At 59.2% G+C, this 23,538-nt stretch carries 24 protein-coding genes and 2 pseudogenes; 20 read left to right on the top strand and 6 right to left on the bottom strand.

Features of this window, described 5'->3' with window-relative positions:
• Nucleotides 1–84: 84 nt before the first annotated feature.
• Nucleotides 85–465, top strand: a complete 381-nt coding sequence (locus tag H8A95_RS11535; RefSeq protein ID WP_229165903.1) for a DUF2285 domain-containing protein — start codon at nt 85–87, stop codon at nt 463–465.
• A gap of 470 nt (nt 466–935) precedes the next feature.
• Nucleotides 936–1,070: pseudogene (locus H8A95_RS11530) on the top strand (replication initiator protein A); the annotation flags it as partial.
• 81 nt (nt 1,071–1,151) lie between these two features.
• Here H8A95_RS11530 and H8A95_RS11525 read toward each other — a convergent pair.
• From H8A95_RS11525 to H8A95_RS11515, 3 genes are all read right to left on the bottom strand, one after another.
• The gene (locus H8A95_RS11525) at nt 1,152–1,442 is read right to left on the bottom strand and encodes a hypothetical protein (protein ID WP_229165878.1); all 291 of its coding nucleotides are present in this window, start codon (nt 1,440–1,442) and stop codon (nt 1,152–1,154) included.
• A 10-nt stretch (nt 1,443–1,452) separates the two neighbouring features.
• Entirely contained in the window at nt 1,453–2,976 is a 1,524-nt protein-coding gene (locus tag H8A95_RS11520) for a sodium:solute symporter family transporter (RefSeq protein ID WP_229165879.1), read from the bottom strand.
• 505 nt (nt 2,977–3,481) lie between these two features.
• Nucleotides 3,482–4,189: a GntR family transcriptional regulator gene (locus H8A95_RS11515; protein WP_229165880.1), complete on the bottom strand. Its 708-nt coding sequence runs from the start codon at nt 4,187–4,189 to the stop codon at nt 3,482–3,484.
• Nucleotides 4,190–4,453: 264 nt separating this feature from the next.
• On the opposite strand from H8A95_RS11515, the gene H8A95_RS11510 reads away from it, so the two are divergent.
• From H8A95_RS11510 to H8A95_RS11445, 14 genes are all read left to right on the top strand, one after another.
• The gene (locus H8A95_RS11510) at nt 4,454–5,602 is read left to right on the top strand and encodes a mandelate racemase/muconate lactonizing enzyme family protein (protein WP_229165881.1); all 1,149 of its coding nucleotides are present in this window, start codon (nt 4,454–4,456) and stop codon (nt 5,600–5,602) included.
• A 100-nt stretch (nt 5,603–5,702) separates the two neighbouring features.
• The gene (locus H8A95_RS11505) at nt 5,703–6,824 is read left to right on the top strand and encodes an amidase (protein WP_229165882.1); all 1,122 of its coding nucleotides are present in this window, start codon (nt 5,703–5,705) and stop codon (nt 6,822–6,824) included.
• A gap of 305 nt (nt 6,825–7,129) precedes the next feature.
• Nucleotides 7,130–7,906 (top strand): ABC transporter ATP-binding protein, encoded by a 777-nt coding sequence (locus tag H8A95_RS11500; RefSeq protein WP_229165883.1) that lies wholly within the window; start codon nt 7,130–7,132, stop codon nt 7,904–7,906.
• Nucleotides 7,906–8,745 (top strand): ABC transporter permease, encoded by an 840-nt coding sequence (locus tag H8A95_RS11495; protein ID WP_229165884.1) that lies wholly within the window; start codon nt 7,906–7,908, stop codon nt 8,743–8,745. Before H8A95_RS11500 ends, H8A95_RS11495 begins: the two co-directional genes overlap by 1 nt.
• A gap of 97 nt (nt 8,746–8,842) precedes the next feature.
• Nucleotides 8,843–9,838 (top strand): ABC transporter substrate-binding protein, encoded by a 996-nt coding sequence (locus H8A95_RS11490; RefSeq protein WP_229183262.1) that lies wholly within the window; start codon nt 8,843–8,845, stop codon nt 9,836–9,838.
• A gap of 137 nt (nt 9,839–9,975) precedes the next feature.
• A complete protein-coding gene (locus H8A95_RS11485; protein WP_338027828.1) occupies nt 9,976–11,052 on the top strand; it encodes an LLM class flavin-dependent oxidoreductase in 1,077 nt (358 codons plus the stop codon).
• Between the two features lie 392 nt (nt 11,053–11,444).
• On the top strand, nt 11,445–11,687 hold the full coding sequence (locus H8A95_RS11480) for a hypothetical protein (RefSeq protein ID WP_229165888.1): 243 nt from the start codon (nt 11,445–11,447) through the stop codon (nt 11,685–11,687).
• A gap of 240 nt (nt 11,688–11,927) precedes the next feature.
• Nucleotides 11,928–12,944, top strand: coding sequence for an aliphatic sulfonate ABC transporter substrate-binding protein (locus H8A95_RS11475; protein ID WP_229165889.1), 1,017 nt, complete (start codon nt 11,928–11,930; stop codon nt 12,942–12,944).
• A 68-nt stretch (nt 12,945–13,012) separates the two neighbouring features.
• Entirely contained in the window at nt 13,013–13,966 is a 954-nt protein-coding gene (locus H8A95_RS11470; RefSeq protein ID WP_229165890.1) for an amidohydrolase family protein, read from the top strand.
• A gap of 31 nt (nt 13,967–13,997) precedes the next feature.
• Nucleotides 13,998–14,216, top strand: a complete 219-nt coding sequence (locus H8A95_RS11465) for a hypothetical protein (RefSeq protein ID WP_229165904.1) — start codon at nt 13,998–14,000, stop codon at nt 14,214–14,216.
• Between the two features lie 250 nt (nt 14,217–14,466).
• Complete coding sequence (gene groES / locus H8A95_RS11460; protein WP_028340011.1) at nt 14,467–14,754, top strand: co-chaperone GroES; 288 nt, start codon at nt 14,467–14,469, stop codon at nt 14,752–14,754.
• An 86-nt stretch (nt 14,755–14,840) separates the two neighbouring features.
• Nucleotides 14,841–16,466 carry a chaperonin GroEL gene (gene groL, locus H8A95_RS11455; RefSeq protein ID WP_229165891.1) on the top strand — a complete coding sequence of 542 codons (1,626 nt, stop codon included), beginning with the start codon at nt 14,841–14,843 and terminating at the stop codon, nt 16,464–16,466.
• A 512-nt stretch (nt 16,467–16,978) separates the two neighbouring features.
• Nucleotides 16,979–17,194, top strand: a complete 216-nt coding sequence (locus H8A95_RS11450) for a hypothetical protein (protein WP_229165892.1) — start codon at nt 16,979–16,981, stop codon at nt 17,192–17,194.
• Nucleotides 17,191–17,814 (top strand): helix-turn-helix domain-containing protein, encoded by a 624-nt coding sequence (locus tag H8A95_RS11445; RefSeq protein WP_229165893.1) that lies wholly within the window; start codon nt 17,191–17,193, stop codon nt 17,812–17,814. Before H8A95_RS11450 ends, H8A95_RS11445 begins: the two co-directional genes overlap by 4 nt.
• Nucleotides 17,815–17,997: 183 nt before the next feature.
• Here the strand turns inward: H8A95_RS11445 and H8A95_RS11440 are convergent, their stop codons facing one another.
• Nucleotides 17,998–18,543, bottom strand: coding sequence for an L-2-amino-thiazoline-4-carboxylic acid hydrolase (locus tag H8A95_RS11440; RefSeq protein WP_229165894.1), 546 nt, complete (start codon nt 18,541–18,543; stop codon nt 17,998–18,000).
• A 667-nt stretch (nt 18,544–19,210) separates the two neighbouring features.
• Between H8A95_RS11440 and H8A95_RS11435 the strand changes: the two genes are divergently transcribed.
• The 4 genes from H8A95_RS11435 (at nt 19,211) to H8A95_RS11420 (ending at nt 22,332) form a co-directional block, all read left to right on the top strand.
• A complete protein-coding gene (locus tag H8A95_RS11435) occupies nt 19,211–20,236 on the top strand; it encodes an ABC transporter substrate-binding protein (protein ID WP_229165895.1) in 1,026 nt (341 codons plus the stop codon).
• Nucleotides 20,237–20,387: 151 nt separating this feature from the next.
• Nucleotides 20,388–21,242, top strand: a complete 855-nt coding sequence (locus tag H8A95_RS11430) for an ABC transporter permease (protein WP_229165896.1) — start codon at nt 20,388–20,390, stop codon at nt 21,240–21,242.
• The gene (locus tag H8A95_RS11425; RefSeq protein ID WP_229165897.1) at nt 21,242–22,039 is read left to right on the top strand and encodes an ABC transporter ATP-binding protein; all 798 of its coding nucleotides are present in this window, start codon (nt 21,242–21,244) and stop codon (nt 22,037–22,039) included. The genes H8A95_RS11430 and H8A95_RS11425 overlap by 1 nt, the downstream gene beginning before the upstream one ends.
• Nucleotides 22,040–22,092: 53 nt before the next feature.
• Nucleotides 22,093–22,332 carry a hypothetical protein gene (locus H8A95_RS11420; RefSeq protein WP_229165898.1) on the top strand — a complete coding sequence of 80 codons (240 nt, stop codon included), beginning with the start codon at nt 22,093–22,095 and terminating at the stop codon, nt 22,330–22,332.
• 12 nt (nt 22,333–22,344) lie between these two features.
• On the opposite strand, the gene H8A95_RS44425 is transcribed toward H8A95_RS11420, so the two are convergent.
• Together H8A95_RS44425 and H8A95_RS44420 are read right to left on the bottom strand one after the other, a co-directional pair.
• Nucleotides 22,345–22,662 (bottom strand): hypothetical protein, encoded by a 318-nt coding sequence (locus H8A95_RS44425; RefSeq protein WP_376711628.1) that lies wholly within the window; start codon nt 22,660–22,662, stop codon nt 22,345–22,347.
• A 34-nt stretch (nt 22,663–22,696) separates the two neighbouring features.
• A pseudogene (locus H8A95_RS44420) lies at nt 22,697–22,825 on the bottom strand (Mu transposase domain-containing protein); the annotation flags it as partial.
• Nucleotides 22,826–23,538: the final 713 nt, after the last annotated feature.

Below are 23,538 nucleotides of genomic sequence, written 5' to 3'. Positions count from 1 at the left end.
GCAGCGTTTTCGGGCAGTCGCTCCTCGAGCCGCCCGATGCTGACCGTCGCGAGCTGGTGATCGCGGACTGCTCGGGTGAGCTACATGTCCGGTTGCGCGACGAGCAGGCCGCCCCGCCGGCCTGCCGTGCTTGTACCGCTCGACAGCATGGGCGCGCTGCGGGCGCACGTGGCGCTACATTTCGCGCGTTGCCTTGCCGGCCAGCGCACCGGTTCTCTACCGGCGGCCTTGCGGCTGACAGCGTTTCAGAAGCGGCGATTGATTCAGCTGCTTCACGCCTTCGACGTCCACGACCTCGGCGGCGGTCCGCGAGACGTGGCAGCGAAGGTGCTCGCCTCAGACCACGCCCATCGTCGTTTGGTCGACTGGAAGGATTCGCACGCCCGCCGTAGGGCGAACCGGCTCATTCACGATTCGATCGCGCTCGTCGAGCGCGGCTATCTAAAACTCCTGCGCGGCCTCTGACCAGCACTTCGATCTCTGCAATTCGTGCGCCCAATGAGTCAACCCGCGCCTCGCTGGCAACGCTCGGCTTCGCCCGGTTGCGCTGTGGGGGGACACAATCGAAGGCCGAATTTTCGTCCATCCCCAACGCCAAAACTCTACGCAACTCTGGCCCCGACATGCCGCGACTTGGCTGCGGCGCTTCAAGGCAAGACGGAGATCTCCTATGCTCGACCAGACCGCGCAGCTCACGACGCGCTATGTGCGCACCCCCGGAGCCGCGCGCCACCTTGGCCTCTCGCGCGTGCGCTCGAGAAGCTCCGCTGCCACCGCAACGGACCGACCTTCCGCAAGCTCGGTGGCGGGGTTGTCTACGCGATCGCCGACCGCGAAACCTCGGCTGATCAGGCTGCTTGCAGCTCAACGTCGGACCCGCGCCACGTCGAGGCGCGCGCCGCCGGCAACGCAAATCGTTGAGGCTGCGCTTGCTCATGTCGTCGCGCCGCCTCATCACGCCGAGCGAGCGAAGCAAGCTCGATCCGTTCGTCATCGCCACGGGCGACGCCAGCCCGCGCGATCAGCGCGGTCTGATCGAGTGGCCATTCTTCTCGCTCGCCAAAACCAAATGCAAACGGCGTTGGTGGCAATGAGCAACTCACGGGTATTGCGAAAAGCCCGTGAGTCTGTGCTGAACAATTGACCGTAATTTACTTTCGATCCCCAACGAGGAACGCGGTGCCGATACCGGCTGCGCTTCCGATAGCCAGAAGAGGCCCCAAATAGATGAATATCGGGCTTGTCCCCGCCAATGTGATGATTGTGCTGGATGCTATTACGGCCGCGATAGCCGTCCAGGCGTAACCACCATCTTCAACGGTTTCGTTCTCGGAAGTTTTGTCGGCGTCTCGAATAGCTGCGACGGCTCCTTGCTTAAGGCCAATGAAGAAGAGGAGGGTCGCGACCGCGCCCAATGCTAATACGATGTGATATATCGACATTGCCGCTCCTTTACGTTCTTGCTGTTTCGAATTGGCTATCGGAAGCAAGAGCCGTGCTATCGCCACCGATTTCACTTCGGACATTTCGTAGCGACGCCATATCGAATTTCCGGCCATCCAGCAGGCCTGCGATAAGAACCGTCCCGCCGCTCACTCCCAAAGTCGTGAGGGTGCCCCAGAGCTCGCCATGGAAATAGCGTGCCGTTTGACCGACTACGATCGCTAGCACGACACCCGCTACGAAGCCGATTGTATTGGTAGGGGGCCAGACGATTGCTAGAACGAATGGCACCAGGATTGCCGTTCGTAGGGAGGACTCCGTCAACACCAACGAGGTGAAGTCAATGCCGGTGAGCAAGATTGCCAAGCCGACCGCTCCACCGGAAAGGATCGAAACCTTTGTAATCAGGAACAAGCGGCGCTCGTTCGTGTCCGGCCATAGCCTGTGAACGATGTCGACTGCGACGACGGAAGAGAGTGCAGAACTCGCAGCATCAACGCTGGAGTATGATGCGGCCAAGATGGTCAGGCAATAAAGAAGGACAAGGATCACGGGTAACCCAAGGTGAGACACGATATGCGGGCCGATTGCAACGATGTCGCCGCCGATATCCGCAGGTGTCAAACCGTACGCTATGCCAACGAGGCCGAGCATGCCCGCAGCGATAGGGATGGGATAGAAGAGTGCTCCTGCCCAGAAAAATACCCGTGTGACTTCACGGCTTCGGATCGACCAGACTTTCTGCCAGAGAGCCTGGTCCCCGACGGCAGTGAGCAGACCGAATGCCAAGGTGATTCCAAATCCAGCGGCGGCATCGGCTCGCAGTACGCTCAGGTTCTGGGGATTGGCTTCACCCACAGCAGAAAACACTGCGTCCGCTCCCCCGGGTATAAAGTGATACACGGCAACGACCACAATGGCGGACGGTACTGTCAGCATCAGCGTGTTCAATGTTCCGGTGATGACGCTGGTCCACAAACCGCCAAAGTAAGAATACGCTAATATGCAAAGGATGCTGGCGGTCGCGGCGAATTCGGGCTTAATCCCAAAGACGACAGACATCACAATCGACAGGCCTTTGAGGTTAATCAGTATCGCCAGCAGAATGCTGAGAATGACCGACAAGGTCACCACGCCAGACGCAAGCTTGGAGTCGTCAAAACGATGCTTGATGAATTCTGCAATGGTGTACCCATTCGGCATGCTCCGGCGAAGGATGCGCGCAAACGGGATCATGGCCATGACCGCGAAGCCGTTCGGAACGACGAACCAGAGTAGCCCTGACAAGCCCCACTGGAACGTCATCCCCGCGCTCATCAAGACCGCCATCGCGTAGGTCCAAGCCGAGATAACGGCACCCACTCCGAAGCCGAACCCCACTTGTCTATTGGCGATGATGAAACCATGAGTGTTTCGCACGAAGATGCGCTTGATCATGTAGGACAGCGCCAAAAGGACCAATGCCAGCGCGATCATTTCCAAGTAGCCATAAAATTGGGGGAGGCCCCCCGAGACCAACAATCCCTTATTCATGCGTCCCTCTTCTCACATGGTTTGGCCCAATCAGAATGTGCGGATGTGCGCAGCCAGCCGCGGCCGGCTCGGCCCCTAGGGACCGGCAGATTGCCAACAGATGATTGTTAACAATTAAAGCTCTACAATATGGATGGGTTTGTCAAGGGCAGGCTCATACCGTCCTATTTGACATTGCGCCGTCGCGCGTCGGGCATTTGTGGAGCTCTTGGCCGCCGCACTCTTGGCCCCCTCTTTGGAATACCAAGTAGTTCGGGACTAGTACCGCCGGGGGGGGGCTTTGGGCCACTTGCAACGCAGATCTACTTGGGGATAGCGACCCCAGACATGTCCGCGAATTGAATCGCAGGTCGGGCTTGAGTCTTATCATCCGACGTGAAGAGTAAATGCTGTCCGAGCGCACACGCAGTGCGGTCGTTCGAACAACCCCCGCCCGTCTGGCCATCGAATTAAGCCGCGCGCTGGTCACGGCTCCTCAAGATCGGGAGCTCTCTAATCTTTCGGCTTAATTTTTTGACGTAGGAGCGGCTTCCACTGGCTCCCGCTCACCCACTGCAAGGAATTCGGCGAGCTCGCTATTAGAACGGTGGAAGAAGTCCCGAAACGCTTGCTCCGCAGCATCCCCGTCGCCCTTCAGGATTGGCTCAATAAGTTCATAATGGCGTGCGACGATACCACCCTCGATTCCGACAAGACGGTTAGATGAGGCGATATAAAGTCTCAATTGATTGGTGATGAGGTCATAGTGGTGAGCAAGCCGCTCGTTACCCGATAAGCTGACGATCATCCTATGCAAAGCAAGATCAGCCGCCAAAAGGGATTGATTTTCATCGCGAGCAGCATCTTCCATAGCACGGAAGACATTCATGAGAGCGGTTCTTCCAGCATCATCAATTCGCTCGGCTGCGAGACGTCCCGCCAGGCCCTCAAGGCTCGCGCGCAAGGTACCCAGCTCCCAGACATCGTGTGGGGACAAAGTTGTTACTTCCCAGCCCGTATAGGGTCGCTGCACGATCAGTCCTTCAGAAACCAGCCGTTGCAAGGCGGCCCGAATGGTTCCGCGTGACAGACCGAACTGCTCAGCCAAACTGATCTCGGTAAGACGTGCGCCCGCAGCTATTCGGCCAGACACGAGCGCATCGCGCAATCTGTTCGCAGCAACGCGGTCCAGGCTTTGTTTCGTCGCTGGCTCCAGGTCTGCAATTCCACTCATGACATTCCCCCGCGTCCACTTTTTCAGTTGCCTTTTTCCATGGAAATCAACTTTTCAGTCGACTTTTTCTATGAAAATCGCCAAAACTGTCAATTGTCAACAATTAACTTTGTCTGATAAAGAAATCAGAGAGGTCCCTGGCTGTGAACCTTTAGCTCTGACGTTCCTGCCTAGAGCGGATCAGGGCTTTTCGCCATCGCGCCATAGACAACCATTTCGCGTTTGGCCTCCCTAGTTTTTGGTGGGACCTGCATGGAGAGCCGTTTGAACGTCGATCACATCCTCAGTCCCCAGAGCCACGTATCTCTCAAAGCTGGTCGTATCGTAAAAGCCGAAGCCGTTCTCGTTGCCATTCCTTTTCAGAGCGATGCAAAGCCGGTTTGGAATTTTACCGGCGCGCCAAAAAATACGTTCGACACCATGCTGGTCAGAATCGAGACCGAAAACGGTTTCGTCGGCTGGGGAGAGGCGTTCTCACGGACGGAGGATGTCGCTCTCAAAAACCTCATCGAAACCAAGATCTTCCCTCTGATCGTCGGCGAGGATGCGGCCGCAATTTCTAAAATCAAATTCAAGCTGGAGTTCGGGCTGCAGAATTTCGGCCGCGTCGGCCCGACAATGTATGCCATCTCCGCGGTTGACATTGCTTTGTGGGACATCGCGGGTAAGGCAGCCGGACTGCCGCTGGTGGACCTGCTTGGCGGGGCATTTGCGCAAAATGTGAATGTCTATGCCAGTCTGTTGCGCTACGACAGCCAGGAAGGCGTGGCAACTGCGACCCGTCAAGCGATCTCCCGTGGATATCGATATATCAAATTACACGAAGTGAATTACCCGGAGATCGCAGCAGCCTGCCAGGCGGCCGAGGGAAAGGCCTCCATCATGCTGGACGTGAATTGTCCTTGGTCCGTGGCCGAGGCTCTTGCGATGGATGCTCGTCTTGCGGACCTCGGTCTTCTCTGGCTGGAAGAACCCGTCTGGCCACCGGAGAACTATCGTGGCCTTTCGCGCATTCGCGCCGAAAAGAACCACCGCATTGCCGCTGGAGAAAATGCCGGCTCACTTCACGACTTCGCTGCGATGATCGATGCACAGGCGATCGACATCGCGCAGCCCGACGTCGCCAAGACGGGCGGTGTTACGGAATTGTTGAAAATCTCAGCACTATGCGAAGCAAGCGCGGTCGAGTTCGTGCCGCACTGCGCCCTCTTTGGCCCGGGAATGATCGCTACCCTTCACATTAACGCCGCACAACGCAATGTGCCTTTGCTGGAACGACTTTACTGCGACTTCGAAGCCGAACTTTTTGGAGGCGCTACCATCCCGAAAGAAGGCAAGCTATTCGTTCCCCAGGGCTCGGGACTTGGAATTGATCCCGACCCCGAGGTCATCGAACGTTACCGCGTCAAATGATCGACACACATTTGATTGGACACGGCGTTGAAGTTCGATCCCGCCCGGCGAGCAGATCTTGTCGCATAGGTTGCCTATGACAATACCAATACGTCTTGCCATGAGTTGGGAAGAGTGGATCAAACAAGATGCCATTGCTCTTGCGGAGCTGATTCGAACCAAACAGGTCAATCCACGGGAGATCGTGGCGCAGGGAGCGGCGGCGGTCGAGCGTCTAAATCCTCAGCTCGGCGCCGTGCTCGAAGTCTATGAAAATACACTTGAAGATATCCACGTCGACGGTCCAGACAAGAACGGCAGGCTTTACGGCGTGCCGATGCTTCTCAAAGACCTCGGTTCTAGCCTCAAGGGACGCAAGCAGGAGGCAGGGTCGAAGCTCTATCGCAACCGCGTGGCGACATCGACCGATCCGGTCGTCGAGAACCACCTGTGCGCTGGGCTGATTCCAATCGCGCGATCGACCACGCCTGAATTCGGAAATTCATTTGATACCACCACCGATTATCTCGGGAAGGTCGTGGTCACCCGTAATCCGTGGAACTTGGATCGAACGCCAGGAGGCTCCTCGGGAGGGTCGGCAGCAGCAGTCGCAGCAGGGATCGTTCCGATCGGCACATCGTCGGACGGAGGAGGGTCAACCCGCATTCCCGCATCATTCTCCGGGTTGGTGGGGCTCAAAGCAAGCCGCGGGCGAGTGCCCCAGCCGCTCGCACAAAATGAGTATATGAGCCGACACACCATAGACGGCGTTCTGACGCGTAGCGTCCGCGACACCGCGGCCATGTATGATTACCTCACGCGCATCCCCGATGGCGGCGCGTTCATACCCATGGGAGCCCCCGTCGCATCTTACTTGTCGTTGACCTCCCGCGATCCGGGCACGCTCCGCATCGGCCTATCGAATGGGCGCTGGGGACGCAGCACGGAGACGATAACCGAGGTGTCGGAGCGCGTACAAACTGTGGGCGCTCTACTGGATAAGGTTGGCCACAGCGTGGAAGAAATTGACGACACCTCGATCTGCGATTGGGACGGCATGTGGGACGGCTATGTCACGACCTGGATTTCAAGCAAGGCCCAGCTTCCGCATGAGGCGGAAAAACAACCAATCAACCCTCGCAGTTTGTGCCGTTCAACCGCCGTCCAAGCGCGTTCACTTCCATTGCGAATACGTCTCGAAACAATCTTCTTTTCGTTCGAGCAGTCCGGAGACTCAATTTGAGGCGACATGATCGCTCCGTCGCTGCAGACGATGCAGCTTGCTACATGAACATCAGGAAAATCAATCGAAGTAAAGAGGACCCGCTCGCGGAGGACCGGCTCGCGCGCGAGCCGGTCCGAGTGCGGCCACTGCCGTATTCCAGCGTCGAGCAATTTCGGCTGTACTTCCGAAACAAGTGCGTTCGTGCTTCCCTACCACCACCGTTCAGCATGGATGTCATGCTCGGCAAACAAAAATTGAAAACACCTGTCGCGCGTCTCCATGGATAATGAAGATCCTGGTTCGAGATCAAATAAGCCGATCGGATGTTCGCCCTCCAATCTATCTGTAAGCATTTTGAGAAGCGAGGCGGAAAGCCGTTTCCTGCGCTTCAAGAGGTCAATCTTGAAATAGGAGCGGGTGAATTCCTGTCGATCATTGGTCCGTCCGGTTGTGGGAAGACAACCCTGCTGAACCTTATCGCCGGCTTCATCGAACCGACCTCTGGCCGCGTGCTGAAGAAGGGCGCCGAAATCGTCGGTCCCGGTCCCGACCGCACAATGATGTTTCAGGACTACGCGCTGTTTCCCTGGCTCACGGTTGCCGACAACATCGCTTTTGGCTTGGGAGCGCAGCGGTTATCGGCATCCGAGCGAGACGCGCGTGTGCGTCACTTCATTTCGTTGGTCGGCCTGGATGGATTTGAGAAAGCGTATCCGTCTCAATTGTCAGGCGGCATGCGACAGCGGGTGAGCATTGCACGCGCCCTTGCCCCCGATCCTGACGTCGTGCTGATGGATGAGCCATTTGCCGCCCTGGATTCGCTGACACGCGACCGGCTTCAGGAGGAGTTGCTCGCCATCTGGTCCCGCGCCCAGAAGACATTCGTGCTGATCACGCACAATGTAGAGGAAGCCGTGTTCCTAAGCGATCGGGTCGTCGTGATGGGGTCTCGGCCCGGGCGCATACACTCGGTCATTGACGTCGCGATCCCGCGGCCGCGCGCACCTGAGATCCGCGTCCGGGATCCCTTATTTCTGGATATCAAGCACGAGGTGCTGGATTTGCTTGGCCGCGTCACTCCGGCCGTGGAGCGTCATTGATGTCCTTGTTGCAAGCTAACGCTCACTCACCAGAGCGCGGAGCCGCTGCACCGACCGATGTTGGCCAAACCAGACCGACCACGTTCCCGTTTGCCGAGGCGAAATATTTCCTCCCGCTGCTGGTGGTGCCACTTCTATGGGAGATCGGCGTCCGGTCCGCGATCATCAACGCAAATCTGTTTCCGCCGCCATCCGCGATCGGGGCCGCGCTGATAGATCTCGCGCGCGCCGGTATGCTGTGGCGCGACGCCTCTGCCAGTATTCTCAGGGTTCTGGTCGGCTTTTCGATCGCAACGCTCGCGGGAGTCGGTCTCGGCCTTCTTTTAGGGCGCCTATCGTTGCTGGCCCGGTACGTGCTTCCGCTGATCGAGGTGATTCGTCCGATCTCCGTCATCGCATGGATCCCGATCGCGATCCTGTGGTTCGGCCTCGGCGACCGACCCGCCTGGTTCCTGATCGCCCTAGGCGCGTTCTTTCCAATATTCACCAATACGTACGATGGCGCCCGCTCGCTTGCCGATGTCTACGTGCGCGTCGCGCGTTGCTTTGGAGCCCCACGGGCCTTGTTTATTCGCCAGGTCCTGCTCCCGGCGACGGTACCGCATATCCTCACCGGAATGCGCATAGGGCTCGGCACCGGCTGGACTTGCGTCATCGCCGCCGAACTGGTCTCGGCGACCTCAGGCCTTGGCTACATGATCCAGCTTGCGCGGACCACGATCGAGACCGAGAAAGTTCTCGCCGGCATGCTGGTGATCGGCTTGATCGGCTTTGCCATGAATAGCCTGATGCTGCTTATCGAGCGCCGACTTACGGTGCGTCAGGGGCTGCCAGATTGAATTCCTTTAGACCATTGGATGGGGTGATGTCATGAGACGCAGAACGTTCCTGATCGGCGCGGGCACCGCCATTGGCGGCCTTTCCACAGGCTTCCCGATGCCGGCGATCGTCGCGGCCCAGAGCAAGGCGTTGACCAGGATCACGCTCGGCTATCAGAGCCTCTGGGCCGGTGGTGGCGAAATCTTCGAGGCATTACGCCATACGAACATTCTCGAACTCAACGGGATCGAGGCCGAGTTCAAGACCTTCACCTTTGGCGGACCGCTGGGTGAGGCGGCCGTCGCTGGCAGCATCGACAACATCTATGCCGCGGACGCGCCCACCTTGCGCGCGATCTCTCGCATTCCATCCTCCAAGGTGCTGCACCGAACGCACGATCAGCGCTTTGGTATCGTCGTCCGCAACGATTTCAAGGGCACGACGCTGGCCGACCTGAAGGGAGCGAAACTGTCAGGGGCGTTCGGGACCACGGTGTTTCCCCGAAGCATTCAGGCGGTCGTCGCGGCCGGGATCAAGGAGCCGTTCAAGGACATCACGATTATCAACCAGGATATTGCCGAGCAGGCCGAGTCCCTGAAGAGTGGGCTCGTCGATGCCGTCACCACGTGGGATCCGACTTATGAAAGATTATTGCAGCAGAAGATCGGCAGGGAGTTGTGGCGCGATCCAAAAGGCGCCTCCGGGATTCAAGCATTGAGTGGGCCCTGGCTCGCCCGCAATGGAGAAGAGGCGGCGATCCGATTTCTCAAGGCATGGATCTTAGCGGTATGGTGGACTTCGAACAATCTTCCCCAGGCTGACGAATGGTTTGCGCAAACCTCGCGCCTCGACGCCAGCCTGCTGCGGGCGGCAACCGATGCCGATCGTTATCTGCGCGCGCCAGTAAAGGACGTCGAATCGCTCGACTTTGTCGTCTCTGATGCTGAGATTTCGGAAAGTCAAAAGGTCCTTGACTTCCTGCACGAGCAGAAGCTGCTCACAGCGCGCCTTGAGGCTGCATCCTACTATGACCGCGGGCCCCTGACCGTCGCGCAAAAGCAGATCGCAGCCGGCGATTTCCCGGATCCCGCCAAGATCAAGGTCGTGGGCTGACGGTGAGAAATGGGATGGCCGCAGCGTCGTCGCCGCCTGAATCGGAACTGAAATGAATCGAGATCCTCGCTTCCACGGGACGCCATCCCCGGCGGACTTCGACGAGAGCCCGCTCGCGCGCGTGCTGCGCCGGGCCGATGATCCTCGGCCTGTTCCTGCCCACCCAAAGTGGAGGCTGGTCCGCCTCGGCTGCGCCCCGCTCGACATCGTGGGAGTTCGACTACAACGCGGCACTCGCGCTTCGTGCCGAGGAGCTGGGCTTCGATCTGGTGTTCGGCCTGTCGGAATGGGTTCGTGCCGGAGGCTATGGCGGCAAGATCCGTTTCCGGGAGGATTCGATCGACCCGTTCATGGCCGTCACGGCGCTCGCAGCCCTCACCAAACGATTGCTGTTGCTCTCGACTATCCACATTCTTTACGGCCCGTGGCACCCGATGCATCTGGCTCGTTTCGCGGCCACCGCCGATCACATTTCCAAGGGACGCTTCGGTATCAACGTTGTGACCGGGTTTTCTCCGACAGAGCCGCTCATGTTCGGCATGCGTCGCCAGGAACATGACCTTCGCTACGAGATGGCGGATGAGTTCATGTCGATCGCGAAGCAGCTTTGGCAATCGGAGCACAATTTCACATACGAAGGCCAGTTCTGGCGACTTGAAGATGCGTTCGTGCGCCCCAAGCCGCGCTATGGGCGGCCCATTCTTGCGAGCGCAACCGGGTCACCAGCGGGCTTCTCTTACGCAGCGCGCCACTCGGATCTCGTCTTCATCACAAGTCCGGCCGGCGCTAACGTCCAGCGTGCAATTGAGGCGCTGCCGGCGCATACCGCCAAGCTCAAGGCTGAGTCGCAAAGCTTCGGACGCAACATCCGCACCATCATAAATCCAATGATCGTTTGCCGTCCGACGGAAGTAGAGGCGAGGGCCTATTACGACGAGATCGTCCGCCTGGCGGACATGGAAGCGGCTGTCGGCTATGCCAACCATTTCAAGAGCGGCGACACCAAGGCTTGGACCAACCATGTGCCGCGTGAGCGCATTCTCGGCGGAAACGTGCATCTGATTGGAAGCCCGGAGCAGGTTGCCGATTGGCTGATTGCCCTAAACAAGGCGGGCTGCGACGGAATGCAGATCTCGTTCTATGATTTTCGCGACGACCTGGAATTCTTCGGCAAATCTGTGTTGCCGCTGCTGCACCAAGCCGGGGTCCGATGATCAGTCTCCTCAAATCAGTAATGCCCCCTCGCTCAATGCCGCCGACTGTACAACGAGCCGCGGCCTCTATGAATGGGCAGTAGCCTGGCATCAAGTTCGCTCAACGACGATCGAGACTCCTACTCACGTCGCCGTGCGCCGCCTTGATCACCGTTTCTGATCCCTTAAGGGCGGTGTTGGCGATGCTCCATCCTTGCAAGCCCGATGTCTCTCGCACGTCGTCATCGGCCGCGGCAAGGATTTCCTCGGCCCAGTGCTTCAAGCAAGCGGTCGAGGTCGAGGTTTGGAATCCATCGTGTCATCAAGTGCTCCAGTTAGGTTGATGCGTAGCAATGTGCGCCGCATCCGCCGCGATTCGTACCGTCTCTATTTGTCCTTGTATGGGGGATGTGATGACGACGCAGGAAAACGTCTGCATTCTGTCCTCGAAGGCCTGCCGCCTGGCAAAGTGCCGATTCGCACGCTGCACGTCGGACATCCTAGGTCCGTTGATGCAGAAGAAGTCCGGTTTCAATCCGCCGGAGTTTGGCTCGAGCGCGAACCTGTCGGAGAGAACGCCGTTGCTCAAAGGTGATTCGATCGCAGAGCGATTGTCGCAAGTTGAGCACTATCGTCCGGACAACGTCGGTGCATGAAGGCGAATGCAAAAGCGCTCGCGAGAGCGGCAACATAGCAGAACCGTGTCAGACCGGTAGACATCTTTGGAAGGACATTCGCACGTGGGCGGATATCATGTTCCCAACGAGAGTGGTGCACCCCCCGGAAGGGCGCGGGACTTCTTCTGCGCTGGTTTGCTGCATGACATCACGCGACACGCGACCCAGTCGCTGACGGCTCGCAATTCGTCTCGATTGACGTCTGAGTGAGAGAAGCACATGACCGAAACACAATATCCCGCGCTTCCTGAACGAAAGACCGGTTGGCCTCGCCGCCGTCTGCTGCAGATCCTGGCGGCCGCATCCGTGGCACTCCCGGCCGGAGTGGCTTTTGCGCAGAGTGAATCGAGCGGAAGCCGCGGGGCTCGGCCCAAGGAAATCCGCTTCGCCTACCAGCGCGGCGGCATCCTGGTCGTTGCGCAGCAGCAGAAGGTGCTCGAGAAATTCTTTCAGCCGCACGCGACCGAGATTGTCTGGAAGCTGTTTTCCTACGGCAACCCGGCGCTTGAAGCCGTCAACGTCGGCAGCATGGACTTCTCCTCATCGGGGAACACTCCCATTATTTTTGCGCAGGCCGCCGGCTTCGATGTGCAGTACGTCGCGGCGCAAAGATCGGGAGATGGCGGTGAGGGGATTGTGGTCCTTCCACAGAGCGGAATCCGGCATGTCGGTGAGCTGAAAGGCAAAAAAGTCGCGGTGGCAAAGGGGACCAGCTCTCACTATTTTCTCGTCGCAGCGCTCCAGAAGGCTGGTCTCGGGTATGAAGACGTGACAGTTGTGTTCCTCGCGCCATCTGAGGCGCCCGGAGCGCTTTCGCGCGGCGATGTCAGCGCCTGGGTGGTCTGGGATCCCTATCTGGCGCTGGCCGAGCAACGATTCAACGGACAGGTCATTGACGCACTAGGCCCCGACATCAAATCGTATAATTTCCTCGTCGTGCGGCGCGGCTTCGCAAATGAGCATCCCGAAGCGTTGAGGGAGGTCCTCACCCAACTTCGTCCGATCGGGAGTTGGGCCCAGGATCATCGTAACGAAATCGCGCAACAGCTCGCCGAAATAACGGGAATCGAGCTGGAAACCCAGCACCTCGCTGCGCAGCGCGCCAACTATGCCATCACGCCACTAACCGACGACATCATCGACAGCCAGCAGGAAGTGGCCGATCTGTTCTTCAAGCTTGGGCTCATTCCCAAAGCCATCAAGATCCGCGATGCCGTCTGGAATTGGCAGGCCTGAGGCACTCGCCACGTAGAATTTTGCCGGATTATGCGCTGGAACCGTGCCAGCTGGTTAGTAGGACGACGATGATCATCGACAGTCATGTTCACGTAGGAACATTTCCTTCCGTCGAAAGCGCCGGACATCTGTTGTCGTCAGCGCCCGATGTCGTCGCGTTTCGAACGCGTCATCGCGAGCTTTACGAGCGGTTCGCACACGAGGAGCCTCTCGACAATGGCGAGACGCTGATCGGCGACATGGACAGGTTCGGGATTGGAAAGGCGATCGTGCAAAGCCGACCGGGTGTCGGCAACGATCTGGTGGCGGCGATCGCAGCGCGTCATCCTGGGCGGCTCATCCCCATTGCCGTCCCGACGCCGTGGCCGACACCGATCGATGATCCGCGCGAACCGCGCAACATGATGTCCCCCAAGGGGGTCGCCGCCGAACTGGAGCGTTGTATTGTCGATCTCGGAATGGTCGGCGTGGGGGAGATCTTCGTGAGGCGCCTGACACGCAGACTCCATCCCGAAGACATTGCAGATGACCTTGCTCCGATGATGGAGGTGATTGCCCGTCACCAGGCCAGTGTCCAGATTCCCACGGCGTGGACCCAGCTCCCCGGCGGGCTCTACTACGGCGATCCCATATGGGTCGACGAGGTAGCGAGCCGCTATCCTTCGGCGCGCGTTATCCTGACCAAGATGGGCAGGGGAATAGACCACTACTTCGAGAATTGCCTGTCGGTGGCGATGCGGAACGAAAATGTCTATCTGGAGATATCCGGGTCGTCGTCGAGCCATTTGAGGCGAGCCTTGCAGGCGATTGGCCCGAAGCGGCTGCTGTTTGGCACGGATTGGTCACCGGTCTGGAGGTTCGTCCGCGATCCTGCACCGGTGGTGCTGAAATCAATCCGCAACGTCGAAGAAGCGACCGAGGATCCGGACATCAGGCGCCAATTGTTCGGCCTGACCGCGCTGAGCTTGTACGATGTCGCGATCTCGAGATGGGAACGACATAGACAAGGTGCTAACCCTTGAAGTGGATGACGCGCCCTTACAGGATCGAAACATGCCAAGCACGCGGATAACGAGGCTCGGCACCGCGTTGCTCTTCATTTCGCATGATCTCGGCGTGATCGAGAATCTCGTCGACCGGGTACTCGTATTCCACAACGGCCGCATGGTCGAACTGTTCATGCTTCAGTGTCAGCCGGTCGACGAGAACATGGAGCGCTTTGGCGAGCACGTGATTCCGCGCGTGCGGAGCTTGCAGGCGAAAGCCGCCTAGGCGCCGCGTCGACGGTTTGAATTGCTCTCACCGACGCGATGGGCCAGCCGGCTTTATCGGATTGCACCGATCGAAACATTTCATTGCGCCGCTTTCGGCCGGTAGCAATCGTCTATGATCGCGACGCAATTTGCCATGGACACGAATTGGTCGCGACCATTACGTTTTGGCCACATCATTGCTGCGAGCGGCGACGCGACTGCGACATTGATATGAGAGCTTCCACACCAAGATTTCGAAGGTTGTCCTGATGAGCTTCCGTCCCCTGCACGATCGCGTGGTGATTCGTCGAATTGAAGAGAGCAACAAGACCAAGGGAGGGATCATCATTCCCGATACGGCGAAGGAGAAGCCGCAGGAGGGAGAAATCGTCGCCGTGGGTAGCGGTGCCCGGGACGAGACTGGCAAGCTGCTTCCGCTCGACGTGAAGAAGGGCGACCGGGTTCTTTTCGGCAAGTGGTCCGGGACCGAGGTCAAGATCAATGGAGAGGATCTGCTGATCGCCAAGGAATCCGACATTCTCGGCGTGATCGCCTAGGACTCACTACCAACCCTATTCCCCACGATGTCATGCTTCGCGGTCCGGCGCGAGGTAGGGACAGTTTTGCATGAAGGACAATGCACATGGCTGCAAAGGATGTGAAATTCTCTGTCGACGCCCGCGACCGCCTGCTGCGCGGCGTGGATACGCTGGCCAATGCCGTCAAGGTGACGCTCGGCCCGAAAGGCCGCAACGTGGTCATCGAAAAGTCGTTCGGTGCGCCCCGCATCACCAAGGACGGCGTGACGGTCGCCAAGGAAATCGAGCTCGAGGACAGATATGAGAATATCGGCGCGCAGCTGTTGCGCGAGGTCGCCTCGAAGACCAACGACCTCGCCGGCGATGGGACCACGACCGCGACGGTTCTGGCGCAGGCCATCGTCCGGGAAGGTGCAAAGGCCGTCGCGGCGAGCCTCAATCCGCTCGACCTCAAGCGGGGCATTGACCTCGCGGTCGCGGAGGCGATCAAGGATATCGAGAAGCGGGCGCGAAAGGTGCAGTCTTCGGAAGAGGTCGCTCAGGTCGGCACGATTTCGGCCAATGGCGATGCTGCGGTCGGAAAGATCATCGCGAACGCGGTGAAGAAGGTCGGCAACGACGGCGTCATTACGGTCGAAGAGGCGAAGAGCCTGGATACCGAGCTCGACGTCGTGGAGGGCCTGCAGTTCGATCGTGGTTATCTTTCTCCGTACTTCGTCACCAATTCCGAAAAGCTGCTGATTGAGTTTGAGGATCCTTATCTTCTGATCCACGAATCCAAGTTGAACTCGCTGCAGCCACTGCTTCCGGTGCTCGAGGCAGTCGCTCAGTCCGGCAAGCCGCTGCTGATCATCGCCGAGGATGTCGAAGGCGAGGCGCTCGCCACCCTGGTCGTCAACCGGCTTCGTGGCGGCCTGAAGGTGGCGGCCGTCAAGGCTCCCGGATTTGGCGATCGGCGGAAGTCGCAGCTCGAGGACATCGCGATCGTGACGGGCGGTCAGACGATTTCGGACGAACTTGGCATCAAGCTCGAGAACGTGACCTTGTCGCAGCTCGGCCGCGCCAAGCGGGTGCGGATCGACAAAGAGAACACGACCGTTGTCGGCGGGTCGGGCAAGCGGAAAGATATCGACAGCCGGATCGCGCAGATTAAGGCGCAGATCGAGGAAACCACGTCGGACTATGATCGCGAGAAGCTGCAGGAGCGCCTCGCCAAGCTCTCGGGCGGCGTCGCCGTGATCCGCGTCGGCGGAGCGACCGAAATCGAGGTCAAGGAAAAGAAGGACCGTGTCGACGATGCGCTCAATGCGACGCGGGCAGCGATCGCCGAGGGCATCGTGCCGGGCGGCGGCGTCGCGCTGTTGCGGGCGAAGACCGCCATCGGCCGGCTGAACCATGGCAATACCGATGTGCAGGCGGGGATCAACATCGTCCTCAAGGCGCTGGAAAGTCCGATCCGGCAGATTGCCGAGAATGCCGGTGTCGAAGGTTCGATCGTGGTCGGGAGGATCCTCGAGAATAGGTCGCCAACGTTCGGCTTCAACGCGCAGACCGAGGAGTATGTCGACCTGATCGAAGCCGGCATTGTCGATCCGGCCAAGGTCGTGCGCACTGCGTTGCAGGACGCAGCGTCGGTCGCGTCGCTGATCGTGACAACGGAAGCGTTAGTGGCCGAACTTCCAAAGGACAAGTCGGGAATTGCGGCTCCGGGGGCGGGGGGAGAGTTCTGAGCGGCCCAGCCGGCAGCATCGCCGGTTGATCGAGCAGAACGGACTGTCGCGAGGGACGCGATCGAATGGCGGCTTTGATCGGATATCCCTCGCGACGGTCGCTTCGTCGCGACGACCAGCCGTTGAGACGGCCTGAACTGAATATTGAGAAAGTGAGATGGTGTTACACGGAGGCCGGAATTAACCACTCAACCTGTCGCGATGAGCTTTCCGTGGTACACTTAAAGAAATCAAGCGCTTGGTCCAGCTGATGTCCCTGCAGCATCCGTATGTTTTGTTTTTCCGGCTGTCACCGAGCTGCGCCATGAAGCCGAGATCGGCCATTAAAGTCGTAGCGGCAGGCTCGGGTCGATGGGAGAGGTCGCCGGCTGCTGCGTGAAGCGCAGACTCGAGAAGTCTTTGCTACACTGCAGGACTTTACGGTGCGCGTGTTGTTTTGTTTGGCGACAGCTTGCCGGCCCCCGCGGGGGAATTAGGATGCCGACATTGCAACCGAATGCGGATCGGAAAAGGTGACAGAAGCAGCAAGCTCAGCGCGGATTATTGATCTGGCCGCGTTCCGGTCGATACGACGCCAGCAGCGGACTGAACCCGGCACGCCATTCTGGCGGAACGATGCTGCGTCGATGGGCAGCTTCGCGACGCCGCTTTTCTGGTTCTGGCCGACCTGGGTGTGGATTCCTGCGCCGGTGCCGGCAGCGACGGCCGTGCGCTGGGATGCTTCATGAGCGGCGGCAGCGTCGCCTCGTCGCCGGATCAGGACCGTCCATCCGGCATCAACCCGGAACTGCCGGCCATTCTCGGGCGCAACTTGCGGAGGTTGCGAACAAGCCGGGGGCATTCACTTGAGCGGCTCGCCAAGCAGTCCGGAGTAAGCCGAGCGATGCTCGGCCAGATCGAAATCGGAAAGAGCGTTCCCACAATTGCGTTGCTGTGGAAGGTTGCCAACGCCCTCCGCGTGCCTTTCGCCAATCTGCTTCAGACCGAGGTTGCGCGGGGACCCATGGTCCTGAGAAGCAGCGATGCCAAGCTGCTGTCATCGAGCCAAGGGCAATTCACGTCGCGCGCTCTGTTTCCGTTCGATGGCAGTCGGCAGGTCGAGCTCTACGAGCTGAGGATCGGTCCGCTCCACCGTGAGGCGGCGGAGCCGCACGCAGCGGGAACGCGCGAGAACCTCTTCATCGCCAAGGGCGTGGTTGAGATCACGGCCGGCCTCGACAAGCCGCAGACATTGGCCGAAGGGGATGCCATCCTGTTCGAGGCAGACGTGCCGCACGTGTACAGGAACCTGGTCGCCAGCGAGGCGGTCCTCTACCTCGTCATGACCTACGCCGAGACCGTAGCCTGAAAGCAAGCGGGCCGGGCGCAAGGCCGGCCCGCTGTGTCCCTTGTCAGTGCGTGACCTGTCAGGCGGCCTTCATCGGCATGCACATCATCATGCCGCCGCAGCACATCATCATCGGCATGCCCATTTGCATCATGTTCATCATGCTCTCGCAGCACTTCATGAACATGTCCTTCATGGCCGGAACTAGCGCTGCTCCAAGGCAGGTGCCTCTTTGTCCTCTTCAAGACGATAACGGAAGTTGCAGTGGTCGGCGCCGGCCATGATCGTCTGGGTACGCGTCAACTTGAGCCGCGGATCGTAACCCCCGCAGAACGCGCCGTCCCGATTGCACGATAGGAGATGGCCGATGGAACTGAGGCCCATCTCACGGTAGGTCTCGGCGTAGCGACAGCGATGGACGTTGAAGTCGAATTGATCGTCCGTCGCTGCGATGACCTCGATCGTCAGAGCATCGTCCTTCGTCCAGAGGGGCTGGAGCTCCCGAAACGACTGCATGTTGGTGCCGCCGGGGGAGCGCGCGGCAAAATGCTTGCCGCTGGCGATGGCGGCGCGCCGGATCGCCAGCTTGAGGACAGCTTTGGCCTGGTCCTCGCCGAAGTGCTCGCACATGACGGCGTAGATGGGCGCAATAATGCCCGCCTCAATCTTTCGCCGTTCAAGAATTCCAATTTCGTTGTCCGACGGAGAACCGGCCGGCTTTGCGTCAGCCGCTTCGGTTTGATCGGTCATGCAACTCTCCATTTAGCTCTCGATCCGGTGGATCTATTGGGGGCCGGGCGGGACAGAAGTCGTCTGACGCGCGGCTGCGGCCTGGCAGCCTTATGCAAGCCAAAGGCTGCTTGAATCCGCATAATCAGATCGGCTGATAGAGCCATTCTCCTTGGACGCGGGTCAAGAACGTTTACAAAATAAGTACGTGTGGTTCGGTTCGGCGCATTCCGAGCCGTGGACAATGGAGCTCTACGTAGATCGGCGGCTAGGGGGCAGCTGTTTGTTGCCGATGGACAGTTGAGACGCCAGCTTACGTAGCGCCGATCCGTCCGAGAGGGTCGATGACCGCTGGTCGACCTGAGAAATCCATTGTCCGGTTCGATGGCCCGAAACATGGATCGTCAGGGAAATGCCAGCGGACAACCGAAACCAGGGCTGAATGCGAACAGTCACGAAGCAACCGGAAAAAATGGACTGCAATCAAGAATAGCTCGGAAACAAACGGTATGCCGAGCCATCGCTCGGCAGAGCGTGCATCGTTATTTCTGACAGTGGCTCGACACTCAAGAGATAAGAACGCATCATTCCACATCGATCGCATTTGTTGCGCCCGCAGCGCAAGCAGCGACTGGGGCCCGAACAAGCTCATTGGTCGTAAGGCACCGTTTTGCATTGGAGTGTTGGTATGAGCAGATTGAGGACTCACAATGTTTCGCGCCGAACAGTTCTGAAGGCGACCGGCATGGCAGGGCTGGCGGCATCGGCTGGCTTCGTTGGAAACAATATCTATTCACCTGCAGTGGCCGGGCCGGCACCCAAGATTCGGCTCGCCTGGACCGAGGTGGCCGCGTGTCATTCTCCGCTAGGTTTCGGGGTAGCAAAGGGCCTGTATGCCAAGCACAATCTTGATGTCGAATTGTTTTATCAGGGCGCCAGTGGCCAGACCCTGATCCAAGCACTAGCAACAGGCAAGGCCGATGCGGGCGCCGGCCTTGTTGGAGACTGGCTCAAGCCGCTGGAGCAGGGTTTCGATGTTAAGCTGTTCGTGGGGTCGCACGGCGGATGCCAGCGCTTGCTGGCTTCGCAGGCGTCCGGCATCAGGGACATTGCCGGGATCAAGGGAAAAACGATCGCAAGTTACGATGTTGTATCACCCCCGAAGGTCGCGTTCCAGGTCACGCTAGCAAAGGCCGGCATCGATCCAGAGACGGAGGTCACGTGGAAGGTCGTGCCCTTCGATCTGGTTGGCGAGGCGGTCAACAGGGGAGAGGCGGACGTTGCCGCGCATCTCGACCCATGGGCGTACTCGATCGAGAAGAAATTCAATTTCATCAAGCTCGCGGACACACAAACCGACGTATACGAGGGGCACACATGCTGTGTCCTCGGTGCAAACGGGCCATTTCTGGCCGCGAATAAGGACGCTCTTCGTCGGCTCGCGGAGGCCAACATTGAGGTGCACGAATACACCGCCAATCATCCCGATGAAGTGGCGAAGTGGTATTTCGAGACGCTGAAACCGGCTGGCCTGTCTCTGGCCGACCTGACCGAGATCCTCGGCTCGCTGGTTTATCACGATTATCCGATCGGTCAGCCGCTAGTCGATCAGATCCGCATTACCGCAGAGGATTTGAAGCTCGTGAAAGTGCTCGATTCAACCACTGACCCAAAAACGTTTGCAGAGCGGGTCACGGTCAACCTGTTGGCGTGAGGCTTGAGGTGACCGATACGATTCAGATAGGCCGCCGGCTACTGTCGGCGCCGGCGGCGTTTTTTGGAGGTCTGTGGCGCGAGGGTCTTCTAGCGGCGCTCGCATGGGCGGCGGCCGCTGTGATCACCATAGGGATTCCCGATGTTGTGCCATGGGGGGCAGTACGGGCCTGTTCGCCGCGATTACCGGTGGCGTTGCGGTGTTGTTCGTGATTCTGTCACCGATTGTGCCCCGTCTCGGAGGCACCCGTGACTTGCTCCTGCATTACGGGCCTTGGTTTGTCGCCGTTGGCGTGTGGCTCGCCCTTTGGGAGTTGACCACCGCGAAGTTCGGTTGGCTCCCCAAGCCATTCTTCTCCCCGCCGCATGGATTGCTCAATGTTTACGTGACCGATGGCCAACGCCTTCTGATCTGCATTGGCTATACGCTGCGCCTGTGGACGCTTGGCTTCCTCTCCGGCATCCTCGCTGGCTATGCAATCGGTGTAGCGCTCGGCTGGTCGAAACGCTTCAGTTACTGGGGCATGCCGTTTCTGAAGCTGATCGGCCCGGTTCCGGCGACTGCTTGGATACCCTGTACTTTCTATTTCTTCCCGACCACATTTGGCGCCAGCGTCTTCATCGTTGCGCTGGCCTCCGGCATTCCGGTGGCAATCCTGACTGCGTCTGGGGTCAGTTCCGTGAATCGCACATTCTACGATGTCGGCCGCATCCTCGGTGCGGACAACTGGTACCTGATCCGCAGAGTGGCAATCCCAGCATCGACTCCGCATGTTTTTGTCGGCTTGTTCATGGCCCTTTATTATTCGTTTGCCGTCCTGGTGGTGGCCGAAATGCTCGGTGCGAAATACGGGCTCGGCTGGTACATCCAGTTCCAAACTGCCTATTCCGGCTATGCGAATGTTTATGCCGCCTTGATCATCATGGCGATATTGTGCGCGGGTCTCATCCCGTTGCTGTTTGTGGTGCGTGACCGCCTGCTGAGTTGGCAGGAGGGGTTTATCTGATGTCCATCGCAGCGCTCGCGCCAGCTGAGCCTGGCATTTCGGGGCCTATCAGTATGGCTATCGACGTCCATGCGGTTAGCCATCGGTTCAGCCTTACGGGTTCGCAACTTCCAGTGATCGAGACGCTCGATCTCAGCATTGCACCAGGAGACTTTGTAGCGTTGCTTGGACCATCTGGCTGCGGGAAGTCGACGTTGCTGCGCCTGATCGCAGGCTTGGAGAGGCCGACCAGCGGCAGCATCCTGGCAGATGGCCGACCCATCACCCGTCCTGATCCATCTCGCGGTCTGGTCTTTCAGGATCCGACGCTGTTTCCGTGGGCTTCTGTGTGGAAGTACGTGGCGACCGGGTTGGAGGCGCGGGGCCGGCTAAGGGAGGAGCACGAGCGTGTCGACAGTGCGCTGGCACTCGTGGGGCTCGAGGCGTTCGCCGACGCGTATCCCCACCAGCTATCTGGCGGCATGGCACAGCGCGCATCACTGGCGCGCGCACTGGTCAACGACCCGGCGCTGCTCTTGCTTGATGAGCCGTTGGGCAAGCTCGATTCACTGACCCGGTTGACATTGCAAGCAGAACTGGTGGGTTTGTGGCAGCGCAATGGCTTCACCGCGCTCCTGGTCACGCATGATGTCGAGGAAGCGCTGTTGCTCTCGTCCCGCGTCATCGTACTTAGTGACCGTCCTGCACACATCAAAGCTGAATTCCGTTTCGACAAACCGTATCCGAGACATCGCGATGATCCGGATTTGGTGACGCTCCGCCGCAGCATTCTCGCAACCCTCGGCCTTCCGACCTGATGCGAATGGTGGCGCGGACAGCGGCGGGCCTTCGTCCGATCGGGATTCTTGTCTTGGCATTCGCTATCGTCTGGTGGTGGATTACGTACCAGGAGGTCATCCTGTACGCCTACCTCTCGATCCCGGAGGCGGGGCGTTGCCTCGTTGGTCGTTCCGACATCTGCGATCTTGCCCGCTCGCTTTGCCGAGGCGCGCACCCGGTCTCAATCATCAACTATTGGTGGGGCACCTTCTGGATCGGTGCCATCCTCGCGTCGGCGAGCCTACTGCTGCATGGTCCGCGCCGGTCTTAGTGTTCCCGGTACCTAATCAGCTCCTCCAATAGGATAAGTCTTCTGGCGATTGATTAGACGTCCAGCCCGTACGTTCGTTCGCACTGAATCGCAAGCGGCGACGCGCACGCTAACTGGGCACGTCACGTCGGCGACGACCAGAGGAAACGGACACGGCGCGCCGAAAATGCCGGCGCCGATGCCGTCAAGGAGCGAAACGCACAGCGCCGCGGTGGCAGGTCCGATGATGGCGGCATCCTTGCGGATGCGCTCGATGGTCCAGCCGGCGTAGCGCTGATGACTGGAGGCCATGTGCTCCGGCACGGTCGTGTGCTTGTGGTTGCCGCTCATGCGCGGCGATCCGCTCACCCTTGTGGATAATCTCGACGGTGCGGGCGGTGACGTGTACCTGAACTTCGGCGCGGACGAAGCGATGCGGTACGCTGTAGTAATGCGCCTCGACCTCGACGTGATAGTCGATGCTGACCCGGCAGATCCGCCACTCGGCAAACACGTAAGGGCTCTCCGGCAAGGCCTTGAGTGCCGGCCGGTCTGTCAATCGGCCCTTTAATTGCGGATTGATGTCAATTTCTTTCAGAAGCCATTCGGCAAAACGGTAGCGCTCGGCCCGACGGAGCGGGTCGGGGTTGCGGAGACGGGGCGAGCGCGGCTGTGAGATCGATAGCCAGCTCGTATTCGTGGGCCGATTAGCCGTTACCTAAATCTCAATGCGATCAGGTGCCCGTCGCGGGGGTCATGGTCCTTTCCGAGGTCGCAAGCGCCTCATGATGATGTCCGGATCGGGTGCCTCATCGTTTGCAACGGCGTGCGGGCGAGCCCCCGCCACCAGCCGATTGACCGAGGTCACCACGACCACCGTCCCAGCGGGACATCGCCGGACCCGGCGAACCGGGCCAGGAACATGCAAAATGAGTCCAGGCCGGCGCGTGGCCCCAGTCGAACGACGTGCCATCGAAGGAGCCGATCGCAATCAGCGCCTACCTGAAGTCGTCGAGCTGAACGTCTTAGCCAACAGCAACGGAGACATCTGGCTTGGTTCGCGGGCAGAGCGCTTGTCGCTGCGGTTTTGGTGACGAAATCAAGAAAGGCGTCTTCTGCGTCTAGTGCTCGGAATGCCTATGGAGCGTTTACGCTTGGCCGTGTTGCTCAGTTTGACACAGGCCATCCGTGCTTTAGCAGCAGTTTATATCCGTGACGGCTCGCCCA

The organism is Bradyrhizobium oropedii, assembly GCF_020889685.1.
GTDB lineage: Bacteria > Pseudomonadota > Alphaproteobacteria > Rhizobiales > Xanthobacteraceae > Bradyrhizobium > Bradyrhizobium oropedii.
Note: the sequence above shows the minus strand (reverse complement) of the source record. Positions and strands in the feature narration are given on the sequence as shown.